The following is a 23,389-nucleotide window of genomic DNA, read 5'->3' on the forward strand; positions in this document are numbered from 1 at the left end:
TATTGTTCCCGATGCTGCAGTTTGGTCAGCGAAATCTGGTTAGGCTCCCCGGCAATCGTCCAACAACCTGCTGGACAATTGCCGGGTGCGGCCACGCAGCGGAAAAACTCGGCAACCGCCTGATCGGTCATCCATTCCTGTTCGGGTCATCCGTCCGTGCGCGCCACGTTGCGGGTGAGCGCCGAGAATCGCAGCACCTTCATCTCTCAGGAGCGGATCGTGTTCGTGATTTTCGGAGCATCAGGCAACGTCGGCTTGTCGACCGTGACGACCCTGCGCCACGCAGGCCATCCCGTGCGCGCGGTGCTGCGCGACGCACGCCATCGCGAACGCTTCGCGCAACTCGGCTGCGAAGTGGCGATCGCCGACCTGACGGACGCACGTGCGATCGCCATGGCGATCGACGGCGCGCAAGCGGTGCAGATGCTGTGTCCGGTGCCCGTCGCCGACAACGATCCGGCCGCGACGATGGAGCGGACGATCGACATCGTGACCGGCGCACTCGCCGCGAATCCGCCGCCGGCGCTGCTCGCGTTGTCGGACTACGGTGCGGAGCGTGAGGGCAACACGGGCATCACGCGGCTCTTTCATCGTCTAGAAGAAGCGGTGAAGACGGTCCCGACGCGGCTCACGCTGCTGCGCTCGGCCGAGCACGTGCAGAACTGGACGCGCGTGTTGCCCGTCGCGCTCGCAACCGGTGTGCTGCCGAGCTTTCACCATCCGGTCGACAAGGTGTTTCCGACGGTGTGGGCGCCCGATGTGGGTGTCGCGGCGGCGCGGTTGCTGCTCGATTCCGTCGAATCCGGCAACGGGCCGTGTATCGTCAGCATCGAGGGGCCGCAGCGTGTGAGCGTGCGGGACATCGCGGATACGCTCGGCGCGGCGGCTGACCACGAGATCGTCGCGCGCGAACTGCCGCGCGATGCATGGACCGCGACGCTGTTGCGCGCGGGGCTCAGCGAACGGCATGCGCAATTGATCGTCGATCTGTACGACGTGCATAACGCAGGACAGATCGATGTCGAGGCCGGCGTGTCGGAGCGGGTGTATGGTACGACGACACCGAAGGAGGCACTCGCGGCGCTGGTGCGTGGGCATGCAGCGCCAGCCTGATGCCGGCGGCCGGCGCCTCGTGCTGAACACGCCCGACGCGCCGAGTCGCAGCGCTTGCGGTGTGCCTGAAAGTCGAATTGACGACGGCGCGCTTGGCTTCAGGAGATATGCATGTAGGTCAGGTAATTTCCTGCTGGATCAGGTGCGCCGACGAGAGTCTTACGGCAGTCGTGAGCGCGATTTCCGACGCTATTCCAGGCTATCCATCTGGTCCCATTGTGCAAGAAGCTCACCCGGAATCGCGTTGACCACCTCGACGTAGCGTTTGCCAACGAACTGCTCGGCCCGTTTCAGTAATACCGGGATCGGACTGCTTGGCTCGTTCGTTTCGAACCACTGGCGCGCCGTCTTGATCAGAAACAGCGCCTCCCGGCGGGTCGTCGGCACAGATTCAGTACGGGGAGCGGCAGTGGGTACGATTGCGTCAGAGATAAATTCGCCATCCGGAGGAATTGACGTGAAACCTCCATCGGGCTGCACACCGTCTGCATCCAGGTCGTCAATGTCATCAACGAAAACGTGTGCGACGTCCGACGTTGCCTCGACGCGCGTACCCGCGACATTCAATAGTTGCAGCAATCGAGTCAATGGCGAGAGGTCGGGCAGATACGTGTCGAGATGCGTCGCCCCCAGATGTTGATCGCGGCAAGATTCGAGATCGTCTCATCGAGCGCGCTCGCCGTTTCCGGTTGTTGTGTCCGCAGATCCCGCAACTGCTGGATGACCGAATCCGATGCGAGCGCATCCGCCGAACGCGGATGGGCGAACGCGCGTTCGACATCCCGCATCTGCAGGCGCATGGCGGTCGACTTCGTCAGCACCATCTCCCGGACGTCGGCCAGCAACCCGTCGGGATCCGCCATCGTCTGCAGGGCATTCATTCGCATTTCCAACGCGGCGCCGCGATCGTCGTCCGTGCGTGCCTGCGGGTGAACGCCGTCAGGAAATGCTTGCAGCCATGCCGCGAGCAGCCCGGTTCCTTCCGCCAATCCCGACGGACCGCCGAGGCGCGTGCGACAGCGGGCGTAGAGCACCGCGACACGCATATCCTTCGTGCGCAGCATCAGCCGGCGGCAGTTATTGGCCGCCTATCATCGCCGGTGGCGCACTCCCGGGGCGTGATGCGCAACTCAAGTTCCCATTCCGGTTCGTAGCCGACGAACGTCCGCACCCATTCGACGAGCTGTGGCAGATCCTCGCCCTGAGGCGTGAAGCGTAGATAGGTGTCGAGATCGCGCGGGCCGATGACGATTCGAAAGCGGTGCTGACGGTTCGGCGTGACACGTCCAAGCATGGCGTCTTGTCCCATCGTCGCGGCAGCGCCCGAGCGACCCATTCGGCCACAATCGGCCCAATCGGCCCAATCGGCCCAATCGGCCCAATCGGCCCAATCGGCCCAATCGGCCGGGTCGATTTCGATCCAGCGGAACAGGTCTCCTCAAGCGCGACCGGCACGCTGAAGTAGCGTTCGAGCGGCGCGCGCAACCCGTCCGGATTGCGCGATTCGCATACGAGATGCGCCGCGGCGGCAAGGCGCGCGTGCGAGGGCCGCGGGCGCCGGGCAATTTCGCCGATCTCCAGTCCCGTGAGGCCACGCGATGTAGAACGAAAATCGCTCGTCGTGAATTCGGTCGAGTCGTGCGAATCGGGCGCGGGCGTGCGCATGGCCGGCTCCGCCGCTCCTGCGGCTGACGCCCATTCCACGGTAACGGGCGCGTGGGGATCGGCCAGCGCCCGCCAATACTGCGCATGCAACGTATCGATCAGCGCGTCGGTGTTGTCGGGGGCGCCAATGGAAGTGTGAGACGAAGGATCAGAATGTCGAGCGACGCGCTCCATGCCGCCGATGCCGAGCTGGCCGAGCAGGTCGTCTGCACACGGCGACGCTGACGAATCGTCTGCAGGAGCGGCGGGGGCGGCAGCAACAGCAACAGCGTGGTCGGGCCGCACATGACTTTTGCGACGCGGGAGCCCGATGTGCGAGACGTCCGATTGACAACGCCACGGCAGGCGAAGGAAACGCATCTGGCTGCCCAATGACGATAAGTCCGCACTTTAACCACGAGCTAAGATTGATCGTTTATTGGGATGGAAATGATCGTGCGGGAGTGTCCGGTTGAGTTGTTTTTGAGATTTGGTTTGAAATGTAAAACAATGTTGCAAAATGAATTTATTGCTTCTGTGATAAAAAATATCTATTTCGCGATTACCTTGGGTTCGTGAGAAAAATAAATTTATCTCAAAATATCAATGGCTTGCGTGGGCGTGTTGCGAATGGTTGGCTGGGTGTCCAGTCGAGAGTCGAGCTGATGTCGTGTGCTGGGTTGACGGAGATGTTCAAGAAGGGGTTCGGTAGTGTTCTTGGGAAATATTGCTGACTGGACGCATTGACGGAGGTTGTAATTCGTGCTGATAATGCGGCTTCGATTTGATTGACCGATTGAGTCGAATTGAATGGAAAGGGTGTGTACCAGTGCTTCCGGATGCCGTCTGGAAGGTAGTCTGCATAGCAGTCCTGACAGATGCTGCATGGTGCTTGGAGCCATCGCGGCCAACAACAAAGATCATCATGACCATTTCTCGTCAAGCGCTATTCGGTAAGCCAGGGGGCCAGCTTTACGGAGGTATTGAATCGGCGACACCCGCGAACTCGCCTGCGCCGCTCATCCTGTTCATCGACGAGATCCACACGCTGATCGGTGCAGGCGGTCAGGCCGGCACGGACGACGCAGCCAACCTCCTGAAGCCGGCGCTGGCGCGCGGCACGCTGCGCACGATTGGTGCGACGACCTGGGCCCAGTACAAGCGGCATATCGAGAAAGATCCCGCATCGACCCGACGCTTTCAGGTTCTCCAAGTCGCGGAGCCGTCCGAGGTTGCTGCCGTCGATATGGTGCGGGGGCTCGTGCAAACGTTCTCCGCGCATCGCGGCGGAGTGACGCGTGACGAGGCGATTCGCGGTGCAGTGACGTTGTTTCACCGTGACATCCCGTCGCGTCAATTGCCGGACAAGGCGATCAGCGTGCTCGATACCGCGTGCGCACGCGTGGCGCTGTCTCACCATGCCACGCCGCGAGAACTCGACGACGTGCGTCAACGGCTTGCGGCCGCCCGGCATGGCGGGCGAACTGTCGACGCATCTGCGCACGGATACGTGTCGGCCGCTCGACACACATTCGCCTTATCGGCACACGCCGCCGCGTCTGTGTCTGACGTCGGTTGTCGACGATACCAACGCGGACTACATCCATTACGAATTGACGCAAGGTGAGCCGCTTTGGGAGGCAGTCGTGCGTTACGGTGGTATCGCGTTGCATGTGGCGGGCGAGTTCCCGTCGTCGAGGCTTGAGTTGTAGGGCGTGCGCGCATCGGCGTGACTTAATCAAGCGAGGATATATGTTCAAGAGGGTTGTGGTGGCGATCACACACCTGATTTTTCTGGTGATGTTGTCGGGTTGTTTTCACGTTAATGGTTGGAAATAAGGGAATGACTTTGTTTGACGCACCGCGGACGTTGTCGATTTCCGGCGCGGCCCTGCCGATGTACGGTGATCGTCCGATCTTCACGGCGGTGAAACTTACGGGCGGCGAAACACTCGGCGAGCTGTTCGAGTACACGCTCGAGATGAAAACTCCGGATGAACTCGGGTTCTCGCAGAGCGTTGCCGCGAATATCGATCTCGACAAGCTGATCGGCACCGAACTGACGGTCTCGATTCAGCTCGAAGGTGTGGGTCATTTCATTCGCGGCCTTGCCGGCAATGCAGGAATGGCGAACATCGGCGCAGGCACGCGCGAGATCACCGGCATCGTCACCCACGCATCCATTCTGCGAGAAGACGGTCGATCGATCGTGTACGCGGTCACGCTTCGACCGTGGCTCTGGCTGGCGACGAAGAATTGCGATTGCCGCATCTTCCAGGATATGTCCGTGATCGAGATCACCGATGCGGTGCTCTCGTCCTACCTGTTCCCTGTCGACAAACGACTGACGCCGCCGCGTCCGAACAAGACCTGGCCCAAGCGGGACATCCAGCGCCAGCACCAGGAAAGCGACTGGACGTTCCTGCAGCGGTTGTGGGAGGAGTGGGGCATCTTCTACTTCTTCGAGCATGACGAGGGGAAGCACCGTCTCGTGCTGTGCGATACGATAGCCGCGCTCAAGCCACACGGCGATGCCTATTCGACGATCCGCTACGAGGCTCCCAATAGCCGGCGTATTGACGAGGAGCATATTCATGCGCTGTCGGTCTCGAATGCGTTGACGACAGGTGCGGTGACCAGTGTCGACTACGACTACGCCCGGCCGCGCGCAAACCTGACGGTTGCGCGAGAAGACCCACGCAATACGGGGCTCGCCAATCAGGAACATTACACGTGGGCCGATTATGCGCAGCCTCAGGCCGGTTCGGGCGGGTTGTCAGGCGCGCCCAACGAACCGCGGACCGAAGCCGAATACCTGACGCTCGTGCAGATGCAGGCGTATCGCTGTCAGGGGATCAGAGCCTCCGGACAGGGCAACCTGCGTGGGCTGGTCGCCGGACAGACCTTCGTGCTTTCGCACTATCCGCAGCGCACCGCCAACTGTGAATACGCGGTTATTTCTGCAATGCTGAAGATCGAAGACGTCGGCGAAGCGTCAGGTTCCGGTCAGCGATACCACTGCGAAGCGGATTTCGTGTTGCAGCCGACTCACGAGCCGTTCCGGCTGCTGCGCTCGATCGCGAAGCCGCGTATTACCGGTGTTGAATATGCCGTTGTGACGTGTCCGGAGAACCAGGAGATCTGGACGGATGCGTACGGTCGGGTGAAGTTGCAGTTTCTGTGGGATCGGCTCGGCGACAACGATGAACGTTCGAGTTGCTGGGTGCGCGTTGCCGGTGCGTGGCATGGCGATCAGTTCGGCGGGATCTTCCTGCCGCGTCGGGGCCACGAGGTTGAAGTTGCATTCGCGAATGGCGATCCGGACCTGCCGGTCATCGTGGGAAGTGCGGTGAATGCGTTCAACATGCCGCCATTTGCTTTGCCGGAGAACCAGACGCTTGCCGGAATTCGCAGCAAGGAGATCGGCGCTCGGCGGGCGAATACGCTTGCTTTCGACGACACGAATGGAAAAATTCAGGCGCACCTGTCGAGTGACGAAGGCGCCTCGCAGTTGAATCTGGGTTACATCACGCGTATCGCGGGGAATGCCGGGCGGCAGGACGAGCGCGGTCGGGGCGTTGAATTGCGTACCGATGGGGACGGCGTCTTTCGCGCGGCGACGGGCATGTTACTCACGACGGAAGGTCGTCCCAATGCGCAGGGCCATGCCAAAGCCATGTCGGAAGCGATCCGGCGGCTCGAAGTTGCACAGAGCCTGCATGTCGCGATGAGCCAGGCTGCCCAGGAAGCTCAAGCCCAGGAGACCGACGGACACCAGTCGGACCTCGCGAAGACGATTGAAGTGCAGAACGACCAGATTCGTGGCGTCGCACGCGATGGAAATCCGTTCCCGGAATTTTCCGAGCCCCATCTGATGATCGATGGTAAGGCGGGTGTTGAAATCACGACGCCCGCTACGGTGCATGTGGCCTCGCAACAGATCGCATTGACGAGCGAGGGGCATGTCGGCGTCGCGAGCGGTCGAAGTTTCTTTGCGAGCGTGCGCGACACGATCAGCCTGTTTGCCCACCGGGCGGCTATCAGGATCTCGGCCGCGCTGGGCGACATCGTTCTTCACGCGTTGACCAGTTCGATCAAGCTGGAGTCCGCGAAATCCATCCAGTTACTGACGAAAGTCATCCAGATCAAGGGCGCTGAAAAGCTGGAGCTGCAAGGCGGCAAGACCCGTATGGTGCTTGACGACAGTGGCGCGCAGATACTTACACCGGGCAAGTTCGTTGCGTTCGCATCCACTCACTCGCTACCGGGACCGAAAGACTCGCCGGTCAGCCATACGCCGACGAGTATCTGCATCGAATGTCTTCTCAAAGCCGCCAGGGGTGGTTCGGCGCTGGTTCCACGGCAATAACCTCAACCATCGGATCGATAGTGGTCGATAGCGCTTGTTTCTCACAGTTGGGAGTTTTCCTGAAGAGGATGCTGCCGGTGCTTTGCCTGTCATTGGGTGCTTGCGCCAGTGGCCAACCGACAGGGGTGTCAGTCGAGGTACCGAAACGGGTGACACTGCTGGCTGGAGATTCGAAGGCATTGAACTACACGCCTTGGTACATCCATTCTTTTGCGCTTTTTGGACCTTCTGGCAGCGGTGTCGGGGGAGGGGGGCGAATGTGGAGCCGATGAAGGCAGATGGAAGGCCGTCAACAGGCGGCGGAAAGTGCTGTACCAGTCTGCCCACCGAATGGCAAGCGGACCTGAAGTTGACGGTGCGCTGGCTGGTGGACAAGAAACAGGACGGGAAAACACCGGGCTATTGGTACAAGGCGGAGAACGTGCAGATTGCGCCCTACGCCAGTGGTAATACCGGTGACGCGTGGGCGATCTTTTTACCGGGAGATCGTGTGCGCGTGATGTTGACAGATGGCAATCGAGATGGCGGAAACAACCCGACCATTCGCCCGGCGGACAACGATCCGTATATTGCACAGGGCGTGATCGACGACGAATGGAACCGGCGGTATCCGCCGGCTCACGATTGAGGAGGGAAAGCCAGTGACGATTCGATGTCGTGGGGTGGTGATCAGCTTGTTGTCGGCGCTCTGTGCGTTGCTTGCTGCGTGCGCGGGCGGGCAACCGAATGTAACTGTTGCCGAAGACGTGTCTCGCCCGGTGAAGGTGGGTGGCGGCATGGATGTTTTCGCGCAGAACTATTCGCCGTGGTACATCCACACGTTTTCGATGGTCGGGCCGTCCGGGAGCGGGATTGGTGGCGGCGGCCCGAACGTGATGCCGATCCAGCCAAACGGTAAGCCATCGGGCGGCGGCAAAGCGGTCTGTTGCATGCGCTATCCGCTCGAATGGCAAGCAGACCTGAAGTTGACGGTGCGCTGGCTGGTGGACAAGAAGCAGGACGGGAAAACACCGGGCTACTGGTACAAGGCGGAGAACGTGCGGATTGCGCCGTACGACGGTGCCAATGCCAATCATGCATGGGGCATCTTTCTGCCGGAAGACCGGGTGCGCGTGATGATCACCGACGGCAATCGGGAGGGCGGGAACAATCCGAACATTCGCCCGGCGGACAACGATCCGTACATCGCGCAGGGCGTGATCGACGAAGAGTGGAACCGGAAGTACAGAAGAGGGGGCATGCAGTGACGATTCGATGGCCTGAAGCGATGCCGGAGGGTGGACGGTTGCCGCTCTCGCAAAGCGAAGACGCGTACGAGCAGGGCGCCCTGCGGATGCATGACGAAACGCGGTCGTGTCAGCAAACGCTGCAGATCAGTCTGTTCTTCGACGGCACGAACAATAATGACGCGGCGGATAACCCGTTGCGCGACTCGCTCAGTCGTAGCCATACCAATGTCGCGCGGTTGTTCCGTGCCGCACTTCATGACCCGGACAGCGGCATTTTCAAGTTCTACATTCCCGGCGTCGGCACGCCGCTGCCCGAGATCGGCGAAGAGACGTACTCGAAAATGGGTAAGGCGATGGCCGAGGGCTTCAATGCGCGATGCTTGCTCGGCTATGTGCGTGTGTTGAATGCCGCTTACTGGGCGATCGCACCGGACAAGTCCCTTGCCCTGATTTCGCCAGAGAAGGCAAAAAGGATATGTGAAGCCGCTGCCAACGGCGACATGAGCGGGTTCGACGAACCGATCCAGACGCTGAGCGTGAGTCACAAGCTGGCGGTAGATGCCCAGCATCCGCCCGGCACGATCTGCAAGATCTGGATCAACGTGATCGGCTTTTCCCGCGGCGCCGCTGGCGCACGCGCCTTCGTCCACAAGCTGGTGAACCAGTGGGCTCCAGCAGGGAATCTCGCGCGACAGTTCGTCGGCAAGTACGCGCTGCCGTATCAGGTGAATTTCCTGGGATTGTTCGATACCGTTGCATCCGTGGGCCCGCCTGACTCGACCCGTGCGACCGTCGACATCGGGTCGTTCGATGGACACTTCGCCTTTGCCAACAACGGCGCGATGCGCATTCCCGATTCGGTTCGCTACTGCGTTCATGCGTTCTCGATTCACGAGCAGCGCATGAGCTTCCCGGTTGATTCAATCCGCGAGGTGGGGGGCGCCTATCCACCCGGCATCCGACACGAAATTGCCTATCCCGGTGTGCATTCGGATGTCGGCGGTGGCTATGCGCCGAACGAACAGGGCAAAGGCCGTGATCCCGACAAGGGCGACGGTGGCAAGCTGAGCCAGATCCCGCTGCACGACATGTACATCCACGCGCTGAATTACGGCGTGCCGATGATGAAGAGCGATGAGATTCTCGACGACCCGCAAATGCGAGCGGATTTTGACCTGCTTCCTACTACGATCGAAGCCTTCAACGCCTGGCTAAAAACCGCCGGTCCGATCGGGCGCATGGAGGATGCGATCAAGCACGGCATGGCCGAGATGCTGGCATGGCGGACGCTACGTGCGCAGCCGGAGACACCCGAATACGTGGCCAGTCGGGAATTCTTCCGCAAGGCGAGGGAGGACGGCATGACACCCTACAAAGTCGACGAGGCGCTGGAGAAAGCAAAGAAGACGGATCCGCAATTGAAGATGCTCAAGGCCAAGCGAGCGCGGCTGGAGGTGCAGAAGTCCCAGGAAACAGGTCACCACCGCTATCCGGCCAACATGCCCAGGCTCATGGAGCTGGACGCGCAGATCAAGGCGATCAATCTTGAGATCGACCGTCGCACGGAGGCACTGTGTGGCGAGGCGGCTTACCCGGGCACCGAGGGTGCCGCGCCGGCGCGCCCCGGCGAAGGCGTCGGTGATGTTACGACCAACGAGCAGACCGATTTACGCCAGGGCGCAGAGGAGATGCGCCTGCTTCTGGGCTACTTGCATCCTGAGGATAGCGAATCGAAGTGGAAGGTAACCGTGACCGTACGCATGGACTCGGCACTCCGACAATACCCGGACACGGGTATGACGACGACACTTTCGGTGAAGCACGAGCAGCCCGGCAGTGATACCCCCGAGGTCAGGCTTGCCGAGAGCGGAATTCTGCTTGCTTCGACATGGAGCACGATTTTCAGCGTATTCAGCCCGTCGAATGACATCGTGGCGGCGCCTGCGCGCGGCGTCGTCGACTTCCTGAAAAAGTATGCGTCAATGGAAGCAGCCAACCGGCTCCAGAAGGCGAGCATCCATCTGCTCGACGACTATGTCCACGACAGCCGTATCTGGTTCCGCGTACCCTGGTTTCACGAATACGCGCCGGGTGGTTATGGCTGGCCCCGCGTGATCTTCGAGGGCGGCAAAAAGCGGATCGCTTATATGGGGCTGGATTCGGAATCCGAACTGTTGGTTACCGGGAACACCAGCAAGGCCGCATGGGCATAGAGGCAGGGGACGGAGTCATCCATATGCAACAACGCGCGCAATCATTCTGTCTGGTCGACGGTGCCGCCAACCCGGCAAGGATCTTGCCCTTGCTCGAGCAGTCCGGCACGCAGTTCGTTTCGCTCTTTGAGGGGCTTCCCGAAGAGCAACTCGGGCCGGCTTCCCTATTTTTCACCTGTATTGATGATCCGGCTGCAACGTGGGTGAGCGAGCTGGATCGGATTGATCTTCACTCGCCGTGTCTCACGCTTGTCTGGAGCCGTGTCGGTTTGCAGGAGCTAGCCACGCATTTTCGCGCGTTCCTGTTCGCAGGGATCGGAGACGGCATGACCGCGATGGTTCGATTCTTCGATCCTCGCAATACAGGTGCGGTGCTCGATATGTGGGGTAAACAGATCAGCGATGTGTTCCTGGCACCGATCGAGCGGATCAAATATCGCGGGCGTCACGCGCAGTGGCAGACGGTCGAGAATGATTCGCTCGACGTGGGGCGAATTTCCCGATCCGTGATGATCGAGCTGGACCAGAGGGATATTGACAAGCTGATGGCTCATACCGAGCCAGATGAACTCATCGCATCGCTGATCGATCTGGGACACATCGATGAAAGCCTCCCTTACAGGAGCCGCTTCACCGAATTCGAGCCCCGGTACCGACGGGCGCTGGAATGGGGATTCACCGAACCCGGAGACCGGTTGGCCTATTGCAACTACTCCTACCGCTACGGAGCAGGCTTTGATCGGCACCGGTACATTCGCGACGCACTGACGGCGCGTCGTCGAACGGGCGAGGGATTCGACGCGATGGTGGATCAGATACCCGGATGGGTATGGCGCGAACTCAAGCGCGGGAGTGGAGCTGGATTGCGCGCGCAATCTTGATACGTCATTGACTCGGAAAATCAACATGGCGCTGAAAATCATCGTGGTCGGCGATACGACCTCGCACGGGGGCCGAGTCATCAGCGGCTCGGAAACGCATACCATCGGCAGTCGGCAGATCGCCCGGCTGGATGACTTGGTCGATTGCCCGGAGAAATATCCGGACGGTCGTCCGCACGGGGTCAATCGGATCATCGACGCACATCCGACGTTCACCATCGGCAACCGACGCGTGGCGATGCACGGTAATCGCACGGAATGCGGTTGTACGCTGATCGGCAGTGTTGCAGCGGACGCTGGAGGCTAACCTATGGCGACAATGAATTTTCCAGCGGATGAGGCCAAGGAACAGTCTGCCGTTGAAGAAAAAGGTGGATCATCGGCCAGCGTCCCGGCCGCTTTCAGCGACGGACATACTTTCGCAAAGGCGGTTCCAGAACACCCCCCGTCGGAGCCGTTTGACCAGCGGTTGGCCGGGGTTCGCGTAGCACGGAATCCGTTGTTGGAGGCGTCCCGAGTTTTGCTCCGCGCCCAGGCGGACATGCCCGACAAGTTGGAGTCGAAGCAGGCCATTGCCTGGTTGAAGTCGTTGCTGGAACAGGAGATGCGCATATTCGAGAAGTTGTGCGAGCAGGCAAACATCCGTCGCGATCACATGATCGGCGCAAGCTACTGCCTGTGCACGGCACTGGACGAAGCCGCAACGCAAACCGCATGGGGCAAGGAGGGTTCATCGGCGATCGAGTGGATTCAAGGGGGGCTTGCGACCACTTTCCACGGAGATCTCAAGGGCGGCGACAAGGTCTATTTGCTGATCGGCCGGTTGCTGGAGAACCCCCACGAGCATCGGGACTTGCTGCAAGTGATTTACCGAATTCTCAGTCTCGGTTTCGAAGGCCGCTACCGAGGCGCAACCGGCAACAAGCGCAAACACGACGCGATCCGCCAGCGAATCTACAACGTCATCACCTCGCAACGCGAACCCGTGCCAATGGCCTTGTCTCCCCACTGGCAATCGACTGCAAAAGGCAAGCGCCTGTCGTTCTACAATTTCCCGGTGTGGATCACCGTAACCGTCCTGTCCGTGATCCTGCTCGGCCTGTTCGGCTGGTTCAAATACGAGTTGATGAACCGTGCCGCTGACGTACAGAAGCAGATTGCCGCGATCGGTGCGATGACACCGCAACCCGAACCACCGCAATTGCACCTCAAGCAGTTGCTCAAGGACGAGATTGCCGCCGGCACCGTCAGCGTCGACGAAGATGCCCACCGCAGCGCCGTGACATTCCGCGGTGATGCGATGTTCAAGCCTGGCTGCGCGTCGGTCCAGCCATCGATGAACCCGCTGATTTCAAAGATCGCCGGCGAAATCTCCAAGGTGCCCGGCAAGGTAGCCATTCTCGGTTATACCGACAGCGTGCCGATCCGCAGCCGTCATTTCGCGTCGAATCAGGTGCTGTCGGAAGAGCGGGCCATTCAGGTCATGCAGATGCTGCAAGCCGCGGGCGTGCCGGCGAATCGTCTCGAAGCCGCCGGCAAGGGCGACGCCGATCCTGTCGGCGACAACCGCACCGTGCAGGGCCGAGCGCAGAACCGGCGTGTCGAGATCGTCGTCGCGCGATAAGCCGGATTAAGCCAGATCCGTTTCCGGAATAACGCATGGAGAAGTTCCAGTTCCTGTCGTTTCTGGCCTCGCGCGAGTTCCTCGCACTGATTCTCGCGGCGGCGGGGGTGCCGAGGCAAAACATCTCGGCGACCGGACAGAGCGATGCCGATCCGCTCGCCGACAACGGCACGGCACCGGGCAGGTCAAGGAATCGCCGTGTCGAAGTGACCGTATCGAACTGAACGACGGGTCGGGGTGCGTTGCGATTCGCTGATACAAGGGAAGTGCTTTTGCCGAGGGCATGGTGAGCCACCTCAAACGTCCCGCCGCCGCCGCGCCCTGCCGGACACCGCATACGCGACCGACCCGATCACGATCCCCCAGAACGCGGACCCGAGCCCGAGCCACGTCATCCCCGAAGCGGTCGCGAGGAACGTGATCACCGATGCTTCGCGATGCGCCTCATCCTCGAAGATCCCGTGCACGTTCGCGCCGATCGCACCGATCAGCGCGAGCCCCGCGAGGATCGCGACGAACGCCTTCGGCAGCGCGAAGAACAGCGTGACGATGGTGCCGGCAAAGAGCCCGCCGATCAGGTAGATCACGCCGTTCGCGATGCCCGCGATATAACGCCGGTCCGGATCCTCGTGCGAATCCTTGCCGGTGCACAGCGCCGCGGTGATCGCCGCGACCACGATCGTGATCCCGCCGAAGCACGCGACCGCGAGCGACATCACGCTGGTTGCCGTGATGATCGGCCGCGCGCTCGTGTGGTAGCCCGAGACGCGCAGGATCGTCATCCCCGGCAGGAACTGGCCGGTGAGACTGACGACGACGAGCGGCAGCGCGAGGCTGAGCGTCGTGCCGAGCGTCCATTCGGGGGCGATGAAGACCGGCCGCGCGATGCTCGGCGACACGTTGCCGAGATGCGCCATCCCGAGCAGCGTCGCGAGCGCGGCGCCCGTCAGCAGCACGAGCACGATGCTGTAGCGCGGCAGCAGGCGCTTGAAGATCACGTACGCGGCGATCATCCCGAACCCGAGCACCGGCTGCGCGGTCGCGGCGGAGAACGCGCGCATGCCGAACGGCAGCAGGATGCCGGCCATCATCCCGCACGCGATGCCGCGCGGAATATGGCGCACGAGCCGGTCGAAATAGCCGGTGATGCCGATCACGAGGATGATCAGCGCGGCCGTGATGTACGCGCCGACGGCCTGGTTCAGCGTCAGTTGCGGAAAGAGGCCGACGAGCAGCGCGGTGCCGGGCGCCGACCATGCGGTCACGACCGGCACCTTCAGTTTCCAGCTCGCGAACAGCCCCGACAGGCCCGCGCCGATCGAGATCGCCCAGACCCACGAAGCCACCATCTCGTTGGACGCATGCGCGGCCTGCGACGCCTGGAAGAAGATCGCGAGCGGGCCCGCGTAGGAAATCAGCACCGCGAGAAAGCCCGCGGTGACCGCGGAGACGGACCAGTCGTTGCCGATCGAGCGGATCGCGCCCGGCGAGGTGTTCGGTTGCATCGTCGTAGGGGAGTGCGGCGCGCGGCCGGGAGGCTGAGCCAGGGCGAATGATTGTTGGAACCCCGGACGAGCCGTCATTCTGGACATTGCCGGTGGAATTGGCAATTCGCCGATGAAGCTCGGCGTTGTCGGCTTTTTGTAATGAGTGCGCGCCGGGGCGGCCCGGCGCGCGTCGTCGCGTCGTCGGATCGGGCGGCTTCACGGCGAAGCGCGGCCCCGCTCGCGCGTTACGTACTGATCTGAAGATACCCGTCGACCGCGGCGACCCTCGCACCGCCGCCAGTCGACAGCGACGCCGTGCCCTGGTCGAACGGGTGCACGGGCGTGTCGGTGGGCGTCCACGCATGGCGCGCCAGCAGTTCGCGATACCCGCCGCGGATCACGAAGCCACCGCATTTCTCCGCATAGGCGTCGCGCCGCATCCGGTACGCGCGCGGCAGGTCGAACCACGGCAGCTTCGGCAAGTCGTGATGCACGAGGTGGTAGTTGTTGTTCAGGTATAGCAGCCGCATCGCGAAACCGGCCTCGTTGATCGCGATGCGCGCCTTCGGATGCCGTGCGGCGCGGTGCTCGAACAGCGAACGGATCATCGCGAGCGACAGCGCGGGCCACGTGACCGCCAGCAGGTAGTACCACCACGGCACGCCGATCGACCACTGCAGCCAGGCGAGCAGCGCGACCACGCAGGCGGCGTGCGTCGCCCACATCGGCAGATAGCGGAAGTCGCCGCGTCTGAACGCGGCGAACGCGTCGGCGAACATCGCGGCGATGCTCGTCGGCGGCCCGAACACGAGACGTCCGACGAAGGTGGTGCGCGCAACCGTCAGCGCGCGACGCCAGCGCGGCAGCCGCGCCCACTGCTCGCGCGACACGTAGTTCGTTTCCGGGTCGACGCCCGGCACGGTCAGGTCCTCGTCGCGGTGATGGTCGAGATGCGTGTCGCGATAGAGCGTGTACGGGTACCAGATCGTCAGCGGCGGATAGCCGAGTAGCCGGTTCACGAACGCGGAGCGCGTCGGATGGCCGTGCAGCAGTTCGTGCTGCAGCGACATGTGCCACGCGCCGAGCAGGATCAGCGGCGGCGTCGCGGCCGCGAGCGACAGGCGCTCGGCACGCACGAGCAGCAGCACGGCGAGCCAGCCGCCGTAGATCGCGACGACCAGCAGCCAGGTCGGCCACTCGGTACGGGCAGTGAAGCGGGCGTCGAGTGCGGCGATCGCGCGCGCGTGGTCGACGTCGAAGTATTCGGCCATGGTGCTGGGGCGGATGATGCGGGTGAAGCCGGTAAAGCGGGCGATATTCGGATAACCGGTAGCGGACGATCGCGCCGGTGCGGGCTGCGATGCGGTCGGCCGACCGGCGTCGTGGCTCGCGGTCAGCCGCTACAGCGGCATGCGGCGGCGTCGCGACACTGGAACGCTAACCGGGCCGCGTAGTCAGGCCAACCAAGCAATTCGGATTTGCTTATCGCTGCGCGGCCGATAAGCATTGGCCGCCCCGGCCCCGGCCCCGGCCCCGGCCCCGGCCCCGGCCCCGGCCCCGGCCCCGGCCCCGGCCCCGGCCCCGGCCCCGGCCGCGTGCCGCGTGCCGGACCCCGGCGACGCCCGGGCGGACGGGCTTTCTCCAGGGCGCCGCCAATGCGTAGAATGCGCGCATGAGCCAATGGATCGCCGGACTGCCGATGTACAACGTGACGCCGCGCCACGCCGCGCTGTGGCGCGCGCTGCTGCATGACGCGCTCGATGCGTTCGCGCGCGCCGGCGGGCCGGCCGGCGTCGCGTTGCTCGACGAGCCGTTCGGGGATCTGCACGCGCTGTGGCGCCGCAACGACCTGCTGTTGTCGCAGACGTGCGGTTATCCGTACCGGATGCTCGGATTGCGCGATACCGCGCACCTGATCGCGGCACCGGCCTTCGATGCCCCTGGCTGCGACGGCGCGCGCTACAGCAGCGTGCTGGTCGCGTCGGCGCGCGTGCATGCGGGCGGCGCGACGACGCTGGCTGCGTGTCGCGGATTGCGAGCCGCCTTCAACGGTGCGGATTCGCATAGCGGGATGAACGCATTCCGGCACGCGGTCGCGCCGCATGCGCATGACGGACGTTTCTTCGGTTCGGTCGTGCCGTTCGGCTCGCACCTGAACGTGCTGCGCGCGCTGGCCGCAGGCGTTGCCGATTGCGCGGCGATCGATTGCGTGACCTTCGCGTACGTGCGTGACGCGCTGCCCGAATTGTTGAAAGAGATCCGGATCATCGGCATGACGGCGTCGGCGCCGGGGTTGCCGTTGATCGCGTCGAAAGCGCTGGAAGGGCGGCTCGTGGAGGCGTTGCAGGATGCGCTCGATCACGCGGTCGCGCTCGATCCGGCGCGGGCGAACGCACTGCGGCTGAAGGGATTCGAGCGCCTGCCGCCGGGCGCGTACGACACGATTGCCGAGTTCGCGCGGGACGCGGCCGCGCACGGGTATCCCGAGCTGGCGTGATCGCGTCGTCCGCGCGGCGGTGCGCTAGAACGGCAACGTGCCGGGCGGCGCGTTGCGCACCACCGCGAGCGTCGTGCCGATATGGTCTTCGAGCGCGAGCGCGGCGCGCGCATCGGCGCGGCGCATCGCGGCCTCGAACAGGCACGTGTGTTCCGCATGCACGTCGCGCTTCGAATCGCCGAGCCCGATGCACACGCGCCGGTAGCGCTCGCTTTGCTGCGACAGCATGCGCAGGATCAGATAAGTCCACGGCGTCGCGGCCGCCGAGATCAGCGCTTCGTGAAAGCGCCGGTTGCACGCTTCCCATGCGGCGCGGTGCTCGATCGACACCGGCTGCTCCCAGGCCGACAACTGCTCGAAGCTCTGCCGAACACGCTGCGCCCAGGCATCGTTGCCATGCCGCACGGAGTCGCGCAGCGCATCGACCTCGATATGAATGCGCAGGCGCGTGATCGCTTCCAGATCGTCGACCGACATCGGCGTCACGCGAAACCCGCGCTGCCCTTCCGCGACGACCAGCGCATCGCTGACGAGCCGCGTGAGCGCCTCGCGCAGCGTGCCCGCGCCGACGCCGTACACGTCCTTCAGATGCTCGACGCGCAGCTTCGCGCCGGGCGGGTAATGCCCTTCGATGATGTGTTGCCGGAGCTGGTGATACGCGTGCTCGCTGAGCGTGCGGGCGTGCGGTTCGGCGGCATCGTCGGCGGCCGGTTCGAGCGCCGGCGGCGGATCGTCGAACGGATCGGCGGGCAGGATGCTGTTCATGTCACGCGTCCTCCTGGTCCTGTCTGCGGTTGAGCCGATAGCTGAGCTGCGCGCGGGTCAGGCCGAGCAGGCGTGCGGCGGCCGACAGGTTGCCGTTCGCGCGGTCGACGGCTTCATGCAGCAGCGCCCGCTCGAGGCCGTCGAGCCCGCCGCCGCCTTGCAACTGGTCGAGGATCGACCCGCAGTCGATCGACATCGCGGCCGCCGGCCGGATCTGCCCGGCCCGGTCGACCGTCGCGCCGCCGGGTGAGCCGACGCCGGGGAACAGGTCCTTCGCGTCGACCGGACGGTTCGGCCGCGACAGGATCACCGCGCGCTCGATCAGGTTCTCGAGCTCGCGCACGTTGCCGGGCCAGCGATAGCCGCGCAGCGCGTCGTACGCGTAATCGGTCAGCGTGGGCGTCGGCTTGCCGTGCAGCGCCGCGAAGCGGTCGAGCATCGCGTCGGCGAGCGGTGCGATGTCGTCCTGCCGGTCGCGCAGTGGCGGAATCAGCACCGGATAAACGTTGATCCGGTAGTAGAGATCCGCGCGAAAAGTGCCGTCGCGCACGGCCTGTTCGAGATCGCGGTTGGTCGCCGCGACGACGCGCACGTCCACCTTCCGGCCGTCGGTCGCGCCGAGCCGCTCGACCTCGCCCTCCTGGAGCACGCGCAGCAGCTTCGCCTGCACGTCGAGCGGCAGCTCGCCGATCTCGTCGAGAAACAACGTGCCGCCGTCCGCGCGCTCGAAGCGCCCGGCGCGCGCGGTTTGCGAGCCCGTAAATGCGCCTTTCTCCGCACCGAACAGTTCCGACTCGATCAGCGCATGCGGAATCGCCGCGCAGTTGATCGCGACGAACGGCTTCGCCGCGCGCGGGCTGAGGCCGTGTAGCGCACGCGCGAAGCGTTCCTTGCCGACGCCCGTCTCGCCGGTGAGCAGCACGGCGACCTTGGTCGGCGCGGCCGTCTCCAGCAGCGCATAGGCCGCGCGGAACGCATCGGAGCGCCCGACGAGCCGGGTGCGGCCGTCGTCGGGCGTCATCTCGAGGCGCAGCGATTCGACCTCGGTCTGCAGGTCGCGGATCGTATTGATCAGCGAGTCGGCCTTGAACCACGACGTGATTTCCTCCGCGTCGGGCCATTCGTCGGCCGGCTTGCCGACGATCGTGCAGTGCGGGTCGTTCATGCCGACGCAGCTCGTTTCCTTGAACAGGATCGTGCGGCCGATGAACGCGCTGGTATAACCGGTCGCATAACCGATCAGCATCCAGCACACCGGTTCGGGCTGCGGCCCGAACGTGCGGCGGTGCACGTCGGCTTCCCATGAATGTTCCCAGCGGTATTCGCAGTAGAACGCACCCGTCGCGGGGTCGGCCTCGAACCGCAACGGGGTGACCTGCACGGCACCTTCGAGCATGTGCAGTTGCGGGCCGACGTGGAACATGTCGAACAGCGACGCGCCGCTGCGGATCTCGCGCGCGAGCGCGGCGTCGCGTTCGCCGGCCGCGAAGCCGACCCGCGTGAAGAAACGCCGCGTCTGCGCGGGGCCGACGCTTTCCATCAGTTCCTGGCGCAGCGTCGCCAGCGCGCCGGCATGCAGCAGCACCATCCGCTGTCCGGCCAGCCAGATGCGACCGTCGCTCGCCGAAAAATGGATCAGCTTGCGCAGGTCGGTGTCCGGCGGCAAAGGGGGCAGGCTGGGCCGCGTCATGTCTCCTCCGTCGAGATTTCTCGTGATTTTCAAAGTTTTCGCCAGCAGCGCCGCGGTGAGCGGATCGATTTGATCATTTCATCAAATGCGCTCGACCGAGTTGCTCAAATGATGAAAAAGGCCGCCGGATATAGGTTCCGGCAGGGTCGCCGGCGTGCGTTTGCCGTTCTGGTTAACCGCCATTGTGGATCGCGAATTCGAACTTTGCGTCAGGGCTTTCCCTGAATTATCGAGATTTTTTGAAGGTCGATCCGAACGTGGCACGGATGCTGCATTGAAGTCCGGCATGGAGGCGACACCGATCATGAATCAGCATCCGACCGATCTTTCCCCGCTCGATCCCGGCCGCAAGTGCGTCCGCGTGACGGGCACGAACGTGCGCGGCTTCGTCGAATTCGAGCTGTCGATCGGCGGTGCGCCCGAGCTGTGCGTCGAGCTGACGTTGCCTCCTGCCGCCTTCGATGCGTTCTGCCGCGAACAGCAGGTCACGCGGCTCGACGTCGAAGCGAACCCATGACATTGAGGAGCAAGAAGTGACCATCGAGCTGAAGACAGTCGACATCAAGCCGCTCCGGCACACCTTCGCGCACGTCGCGCAGCACATCGGCGGCGACAAGACGGCGACGCGTTACCAGGAAGGCATGATGGGCGCGCAGCCCCAGGCGAACTTCCATTACCGGCCGACCTGGGATCCGGACCACGAGATCTTCGATCCGTCGCGTTCGGCGATCCGGATGGCGAGCTGGTACGCGCTGAAGGATCCGCGCCAGTTCTACTACGCGTCGTGGGCGACCACGCGGGCGCGCCAGCAGGACGCTATGGAGTCGAACTTCGAGTTCGTCGAGTCGCGCCGGATGATCGGCCTGATGCGCGACGACGTGGCCGCGCACGCGCTCGACGTGCTGGTGCCGCTGCGCCACGTCGCGTGGGGCGCGAACATGAACAACGCGCAGATCTGCGCGCTCGGCTACGGCACCGCGTTCACGGCGCCCGCGATGTTCCATGCGATGGACAACCTCGGCGTCGCGCAGTACCTGACGCGCCTCGCGCTCGCGATGGCCGAGCCCGACGTGCTCGATGCGGCCAAGGCGGCCTGGACGAACGACGCCGCCTGGCAGCCGCTGCGCCGCTACGTCGAGGACACGCTGGTCGTGGCCGACCCGGTCGAGCTGTTCGTCGCGCAGAACCTCGCGCTCGACGGCCTGCTGTATCCGCTCGTCTACGACCGTTTCGTCGACGAACGGATCGCGCTCGCGGGCGGCTCGGCGGTCGCGATGCTGACTGCGTTCATGCCCGAATGGCACGCCGAATCGAACCGCTGGATCGACGCGGTCGTAAAGACGATGGCCGCCGAATCCGACGACAACCGTGCGCTGCTCGCCCGCTGGACCCGCGACTGGTCGGCCCGGGCCGACGCGGCGCTCGCGCCGGTCGCCGCACGCGCGCTGCAGGACGCCGGCCAGGCCGCGCTCGACGAAGTGCGCGAGCAGTTTCAGGCGCGCGTCGCGAAGCTCGGCATCGCGCTCTGACGACGGGCGTTCACCTCACATCCCAAGGATAACCAGCATGTCAAACGTATTCATCGCCTTTCAGGCCAATGAGGACTCCAGACCGATCGTCGACGCGATCGTCGCCGACAACCCGCGCGCGGTGGTGGTCGAGTCGCCCGGCATGGTCAAGATCGACGCGCCGGACCGGCTGACGATCCGCCGCGACACGATCGAGGAGCTGACCGGCACGCGCTTCGACCTGCAGCAGCTGCAGGTGAACCTGATCACGCTGTCCGGCCACATCGACGAGGACGACGACCAGTTCACGCTGAGCTGGTCGCACTGAACGCCGCGCTACGCGCACCGACAACACGGAGACACGCATGGACACGCCAACGCTCAAGAAAAAGCTCGGCCTGAAGGACCGCTACGCGGCAATGACGCGCGGCCTCGGCTGGGAGACGACCTACCAGCCGATGGAGAAGGTCTTCCCGTACGACCGCTATGAAGGCATCAAGATCCACGACTGGGACAAGTGGGTCGACCCGTTCCGCCTGACGATGGATGCGTACTGGAAATACCAGGGCGAGAAGGAGAAGAAGCTGTACGCGGTGATCGACGCGTTCACGCAGAACAACGCGTTCCTCGGCGTGACCGACGCCCGCTACATCAACGCGCTGAAGCTGTTCATCCAGGGTGTGACGCCGCTCGAATATCTCGCGCACCGCGGCTTCGCGCACGTCGGCCGGCACTTCACCGGCGAGGGCGCGCGCATCGCATGCCAGATGCAGTCGATCGACGAGCTGCGGCACTACCAGACCGAAACGCACGCGATGTCGACGTACAACAAGTTCTTCAACGGATTCCATCACTCGAACCACTGGTTCGATCGCGTCTGGTATCTGTCGGTGCCGAAGTCGTTCTTCGAGGATGCGTATTCGTCGGGCCCGTTCGAGTTCCTGACCGCGGTCAGCTTCTCGTTCGAATACGTGCTGACGAACCTGCTGTTCGTGCCGTTCATGTCGGGCGCCGCGTACAACGGCGACATGTCGACCGTCACGTTCGGCTTCTCCGCGCAGTCGGACGAATCGCGTCACATGACGCTCGGCATCGAGTGCATCAAGTTCCTGCTCGAACAGGACCCGGACAACGTGCCGATCGTGCAGCGCTGGATCGACAAGTGGTTCTGGCGCGGCTACCGGCTGCTCACGCTGGTCGCGATGATGATGGACTACATGCAGCCGAAGCGCGTGATGAGCTGGCGCGAATCGTGGGAGATGTACGCGGAGCAGAACGGCGGCGCGCTGTTCAAGGATCTCGCGCGCTACGGGATTCGCGAGCCGAAGGGCTGGCAGGACGCGTGCGAAGGCAAGGACCACATCAGCCACCAGGCGTGGTCGACGTTCTACGGCTTCAACGCGGCCTCCGCGTTCCACACCTGGGTGCCGACCGAAGACGAGATGGCGTGGCTGTCCGCGAAGTATCCCGATTCGTTCGACCGTTACTACCGCCCGCGTTTCGACTACTGGGGCGAGCAGGCGAAAGCCGGCAACCGCTTCTACATGAAGACGCTGCCGATGCTGTGCCAGACCTGCCAGATCCCGATGCTGTTCACCGAGCCCGGCAACCCGAAGAAGATCGGCGCGCGCGAGTCGAACTATCTCGGCAACAGGTTCCATTTCTGCAGCGATCACTGCAAGGAAATCTTCGACCACGAGCCGCAGAAATACGTGCAGGCGTGGCTGCCGGTGCACCAGATCCATCAGGGCAACTGCTTCCCGCCCGATGCCGACCCGAGCGCGGAAGGCTTCGATCCGCTCGCCGCGGTGCTCGACTACTACGAAGTGCAGATGGGCCGCGACAACCTCGATTTCGACGGCTCGGAAGACCAGAAGAACTTCGCGGCCTGGCGTGGCCAGGCCACCCGCAACTGACCCGCAATCGATACGCAACCTTGAACAGGACCCGCGCGCGCCTCGGCGCGAACGCGGGCCGACAGGAGACAAACATGGCCGTCATCGCGCTCAAACCCTACGACTTCCCGATCAAGGATGCCGTCGGGAAGTTTCCGGCGCCGCTGCTCTACGTGTGCTGGGAAGACCACCTGATGTTCCCGGCGCCGTTCTGCCTGCCGCTGCCGCCCGACCTGCCGTTCGGCGCGTTGGCCGACAAGGTGCTGCCGCCCGTCTATGGCTATCACCCCGACTTCGCGAAGATCGACTGGGATCGCGTCGCGTGGTTTCGCTCCGGCGAGCCGTGGACGCCCGACGCAGCGAAGAGCCTGGCCGACAACGGCCTCGGGCACAAGGACCTGATCAGCTTCCGCGCGCCGGGCCTCGACGGCCTCGGCGGCGCGAGCTTCTGACCGCCACGCGGACGAGCGAACC

21 protein-coding genes and 4 pseudogenes are annotated in these 23,389 nt (G+C 63.6%); 17 read left to right on the plus strand and 8 right to left on the minus strand.

Translation table 11 applies throughout. The annotated features are described in order from the left end of the window. The first annotated feature begins 219 nt into the window (after window positions 1-219). Entirely contained in the window at window positions 220-1,113 is an 894-nt protein-coding gene (locus DIE16_RS17605; RefSeq protein WP_124892900.1) for an NAD(P)H-binding protein, read from the plus strand. Between the two features lie 189 nt (window positions 1,114-1,302). Here the strand turns inward: DIE16_RS17605 and DIE16_RS17610 are convergent. From DIE16_RS17610 to DIE16_RS37545, 3 genes and pseudogenes are all read right to left on the minus strand, one after another. Further along, a pseudogene (locus DIE16_RS17610) lies at window positions 1,303-2,192 on the minus strand (ImpA family type VI secretion system protein); the annotation flags it as partial. Then, the gene (locus DIE16_RS37540; protein WP_409364454.1) at window positions 2,177-2,449 is read right to left on the minus strand and encodes a type VI secretion system baseplate subunit TssG; all 273 of its coding nucleotides are present in this window, start codon (window positions 2,447-2,449) and stop codon (window positions 2,177-2,179) included. The pseudogene DIE16_RS17610 and the gene DIE16_RS37540, both read right to left, overlap by 16 nt. A 152-nt stretch (window positions 2,450-2,601) precedes the next feature. Continuing rightward, window positions 2,602-3,138 (minus strand): annotated as a pseudogene (locus tag DIE16_RS37545) (hypothetical protein); the annotation flags it as partial. 619 nt (window positions 3,139-3,757) lie between these two features. On the opposite strand from DIE16_RS37545, the pseudogene DIE16_RS17620 reads away from it, so the two are divergent. The 10 genes and pseudogenes from DIE16_RS17620 to DIE16_RS17665 form a co-directional block, all read left to right on the plus strand. Further along, window positions 3,758-4,228: pseudogene (locus tag DIE16_RS17620) on the plus strand (type VI secretion system ATPase TssH); the annotation flags it as partial. Continuing rightward, window positions 4,227-4,469 (plus strand): annotated as a pseudogene (gene tssK / locus DIE16_RS17625) (type VI secretion system baseplate subunit TssK); the annotation flags it as partial. The pseudogenes DIE16_RS17620 and tssK, both read left to right, overlap by 2 nt. 131 nt (window positions 4,470-4,600) lie before the next feature. Next, window positions 4,601-7,126 carry a type VI secretion system Vgr family protein gene (locus tag DIE16_RS17630; protein ID WP_124892902.1) on the plus strand — a complete coding sequence of 842 codons (2,526 nt, stop codon included), beginning with the start codon at window positions 4,601-4,603 and terminating at the stop codon, window positions 7,124-7,126. A 268-nt stretch (window positions 7,127-7,394) separates the two neighbouring features. After that, window positions 7,395-7,754, plus strand: a complete 360-nt coding sequence (locus tag DIE16_RS37130; RefSeq protein ID WP_260434402.1) for a DUF3304 domain-containing protein — start codon at window positions 7,395-7,397, stop codon at window positions 7,752-7,754. A 34-nt stretch (window positions 7,755-7,788) separates the two neighbouring features. Further along, window positions 7,789-8,373 carry a DUF3304 domain-containing protein gene (locus tag DIE16_RS17640; RefSeq protein WP_260434403.1) on the plus strand — a complete coding sequence of 195 codons (585 nt, stop codon included), beginning with the start codon at window positions 7,789-7,791 and terminating at the stop codon, window positions 8,371-8,373. Then, window positions 8,370-10,568, plus strand: a complete 2,199-nt coding sequence (locus DIE16_RS17645) for a DUF2235 domain-containing protein (RefSeq protein ID WP_124892906.1) — start codon at window positions 8,370-8,372, stop codon at window positions 10,566-10,568. Before DIE16_RS17640 ends, DIE16_RS17645 begins: the two co-directional genes overlap by 4 nt. 23 nt (window positions 10,569-10,591) lie before the next feature. Then, a complete protein-coding gene (locus DIE16_RS17650) occupies window positions 10,592-11,449 on the plus strand; it encodes a DUF4123 domain-containing protein (protein WP_124892908.1) in 858 nt (285 codons plus the stop codon). Between the two features lie 25 nt (window positions 11,450-11,474). After that, window positions 11,475-11,756: a PAAR domain-containing protein gene (locus DIE16_RS17655; RefSeq protein ID WP_124892910.1), complete on the plus strand. Its 282-nt coding sequence runs from the start codon at window positions 11,475-11,477 to the stop codon at window positions 11,754-11,756. 12 nt (window positions 11,757-11,768) lie between these two features. Then, window positions 11,769-13,073: a type VI secretion system protein TssL, long form gene (gene tssL, locus DIE16_RS17660; protein ID WP_124892970.1), complete on the plus strand. Its 1,305-nt coding sequence runs from the start codon at window positions 11,769-11,771 to the stop codon at window positions 13,071-13,073. 35 nt (window positions 13,074-13,108) lie between these two features. Continuing rightward, window positions 13,109-13,297, plus strand: a complete 189-nt coding sequence (locus DIE16_RS17665; protein WP_260434405.1) for a hypothetical protein — start codon at window positions 13,109-13,111, stop codon at window positions 13,295-13,297. Window positions 13,298-13,369: 72 nt separating this feature from the next. On the opposite strand, the gene DIE16_RS17670 is transcribed toward DIE16_RS17665, so the two are convergent. Further along, window positions 13,370-14,578, minus strand: a complete 1,209-nt coding sequence (locus DIE16_RS17670) for a benzoate/H(+) symporter BenE family transporter (RefSeq protein ID WP_124892912.1) — start codon at window positions 14,576-14,578, stop codon at window positions 13,370-13,372. Between the two features lie 227 nt (window positions 14,579-14,805). Beyond that, complete coding sequence (locus tag DIE16_RS17675) at window positions 14,806-15,831, minus strand: fatty acid desaturase (RefSeq protein WP_124892914.1); 1,026 nt, start codon at window positions 15,829-15,831, stop codon at window positions 14,806-14,808. Between the two features lie 401 nt (window positions 15,832-16,232). Here DIE16_RS17675 and DIE16_RS17680 point away from each other — a divergent pair, with 401 nt between their 5' ends. Beyond that, window positions 16,233-17,057 (plus strand): phosphate/phosphite/phosphonate ABC transporter substrate-binding protein, encoded by an 825-nt coding sequence (locus DIE16_RS17680; RefSeq protein WP_124529346.1) that lies wholly within the window; start codon window positions 16,233-16,235, stop codon window positions 17,055-17,057. A 24-nt stretch (window positions 17,058-17,081) separates the two neighbouring features. On the opposite strand, the gene DIE16_RS17685 is transcribed toward DIE16_RS17680, so the two are convergent. The 3 genes from DIE16_RS17685 to DIE16_RS36610 form a co-directional block, all read right to left on the minus strand. Further along, a complete protein-coding gene (locus DIE16_RS17685; protein ID WP_124892916.1) occupies window positions 17,082-17,822 on the minus strand; it encodes a GntR family transcriptional regulator in 741 nt (246 codons plus the stop codon). A 1-nt stretch (window position 17,823) separates the two neighbouring features. Beyond that, window positions 17,824-19,512, minus strand: a complete 1,689-nt coding sequence (locus tag DIE16_RS17690) for a sigma-54-dependent Fis family transcriptional regulator (RefSeq protein ID WP_124520940.1) — start codon at window positions 19,510-19,512, stop codon at window positions 17,824-17,826. Window positions 19,513-19,593: 81 nt separating this feature from the next. Beyond that, complete coding sequence (locus DIE16_RS36610; protein ID WP_185500417.1) at window positions 19,594-19,818, minus strand: hypothetical protein; 225 nt, start codon at window positions 19,816-19,818, stop codon at window positions 19,594-19,596. On the opposite strand from DIE16_RS36610, the gene DIE16_RS17695 reads away from it, so the two are divergent. The 5 genes from DIE16_RS17695 to DIE16_RS17715 all read left to right on the plus strand — a co-directional run bounded on the left by DIE16_RS17695 (window position 19,817) and on the right by DIE16_RS17715 (window position 23,367). Then, window positions 19,817-20,029 (plus strand): phenol hydroxylase subunit, encoded by a 213-nt coding sequence (locus DIE16_RS17695; protein ID WP_311766337.1) that lies wholly within the window; start codon window positions 19,817-19,819, stop codon window positions 20,027-20,029. The two genes, DIE16_RS36610 and DIE16_RS17695, sit on opposite strands and share 2 nt — an antisense overlap. 16 nt (window positions 20,030-20,045) lie before the next feature. Further along, window positions 20,046-21,041, plus strand: a complete 996-nt coding sequence (locus DIE16_RS17700) for a phenol hydroxylase (protein ID WP_124487101.1) — start codon at window positions 20,046-20,048, stop codon at window positions 21,039-21,041. 37 nt (window positions 21,042-21,078) lie between these two features. Continuing rightward, window positions 21,079-21,348 carry an MmoB/DmpM family protein gene (locus tag DIE16_RS17705; RefSeq protein ID WP_044845465.1) on the plus strand — a complete coding sequence of 90 codons (270 nt, stop codon included), beginning with the start codon at window positions 21,079-21,081 and terminating at the stop codon, window positions 21,346-21,348. Window positions 21,349-21,385: 37 nt separating this feature from the next. Next, window positions 21,386-22,936 carry an aromatic/alkene/methane monooxygenase hydroxylase/oxygenase subunit alpha gene (locus DIE16_RS17710; RefSeq protein WP_124892918.1) on the plus strand — a complete coding sequence of 517 codons (1,551 nt, stop codon included), beginning with the start codon at window positions 21,386-21,388 and terminating at the stop codon, window positions 22,934-22,936. Between the two features lie 74 nt (window positions 22,937-23,010). Further along, the gene (locus DIE16_RS17715; protein WP_124892920.1) at window positions 23,011-23,367 is read left to right on the plus strand and encodes a phenol hydroxylase subunit P4; all 357 of its coding nucleotides are present in this window, start codon (window positions 23,011-23,013) and stop codon (window positions 23,365-23,367) included. The last annotated feature ends 22 nt before the right edge of the window (window positions 23,368-23,389 follow it).

This window comes from Burkholderia sp. Bp9090 (genome assembly GCF_003857985.1).
GTDB lineage: Bacteria > Pseudomonadota > Gammaproteobacteria > Burkholderiales > Burkholderiaceae > Burkholderia.

What these genes read in the sequence shown, in the direction of transcription:
- DIE16_RS37540 (WP_409364454.1), bottom strand. Translation starts at nt 2,449, where the DNA reads ATGGGTCGCTCGGGCGCTGCCGCGACGATGGGACAAGACGCCATGCTT.
- DIE16_RS17630 (WP_124892902.1), top strand. Translation starts at nt 4,601, where the DNA reads ATGACTTTGTTTGACGCACCGCGGACGTTGTCGATTTCCGGCGCGGCC.
- DIE16_RS37130 (WP_260434402.1), top strand. Translation starts at nt 7,395, where the DNA reads ATGAAGGCAGATGGAAGGCCGTCAACAGGCGGCGGAAAGTGCTGTACC.
- DIE16_RS17650 (WP_124892908.1), top strand. Translation starts at nt 10,592, where the DNA reads ATGCAACAACGCGCGCAATCATTCTGTCTGGTCGACGGTGCCGCCAAC.
- DIE16_RS17655 (WP_124892910.1), top strand. Translation starts at nt 11,475, where the DNA reads ATGGCGCTGAAAATCATCGTGGTCGGCGATACGACCTCGCACGGGGGC.
- tssL (WP_124892970.1), top strand. Translation starts at nt 11,769, where the DNA reads ATGAATTTTCCAGCGGATGAGGCCAAGGAACAGTCTGCCGTTGAAGAA.
- DIE16_RS17665 (WP_260434405.1), top strand. Translation starts at nt 13,109, where the DNA reads ATGGAGAAGTTCCAGTTCCTGTCGTTTCTGGCCTCGCGCGAGTTCCTC.
- DIE16_RS17670 (WP_124892912.1), bottom strand. Translation starts at nt 14,578, where the DNA reads ATGCAACCGAACACCTCGCCGGGCGCGATCCGCTCGATCGGCAACGAC.
- DIE16_RS17675 (WP_124892914.1), bottom strand. Translation starts at nt 15,831, where the DNA reads ATGGCCGAATACTTCGACGTCGACCACGCGCGCGCGATCGCCGCACTC.
- DIE16_RS17680 (WP_124529346.1), top strand. Translation starts at nt 16,233, where the DNA reads ATGAGCCAATGGATCGCCGGACTGCCGATGTACAACGTGACGCCGCGC.
- DIE16_RS17685 (WP_124892916.1), bottom strand. Translation starts at nt 17,822, where the DNA reads ATGAACAGCATCCTGCCCGCCGATCCGTTCGACGATCCGCCGCCGGCG.
- DIE16_RS17690 (WP_124520940.1), bottom strand. Translation starts at nt 19,512, where the DNA reads ATGACGCGGCCCAGCCTGCCCCCTTTGCCGCCGGACACCGACCTGCGC.
- DIE16_RS17695 (WP_311766337.1), top strand. Translation starts at nt 19,817, where the DNA reads ATGAATCAGCATCCGACCGATCTTTCCCCGCTCGATCCCGGCCGCAAG.
- DIE16_RS36610 (WP_185500417.1), bottom strand. Translation starts at nt 19,818, where the DNA reads ATGATCGGTGTCGCCTCCATGCCGGACTTCAATGCAGCATCCGTGCCA.
- DIE16_RS17705 (WP_044845465.1), top strand. Translation starts at nt 21,079, where the DNA reads ATGTCAAACGTATTCATCGCCTTTCAGGCCAATGAGGACTCCAGACCG.
- DIE16_RS17710 (WP_124892918.1), top strand. Translation starts at nt 21,386, where the DNA reads ATGGACACGCCAACGCTCAAGAAAAAGCTCGGCCTGAAGGACCGCTAC.
- DIE16_RS17715 (WP_124892920.1), top strand. Translation starts at nt 23,011, where the DNA reads ATGGCCGTCATCGCGCTCAAACCCTACGACTTCCCGATCAAGGATGCC.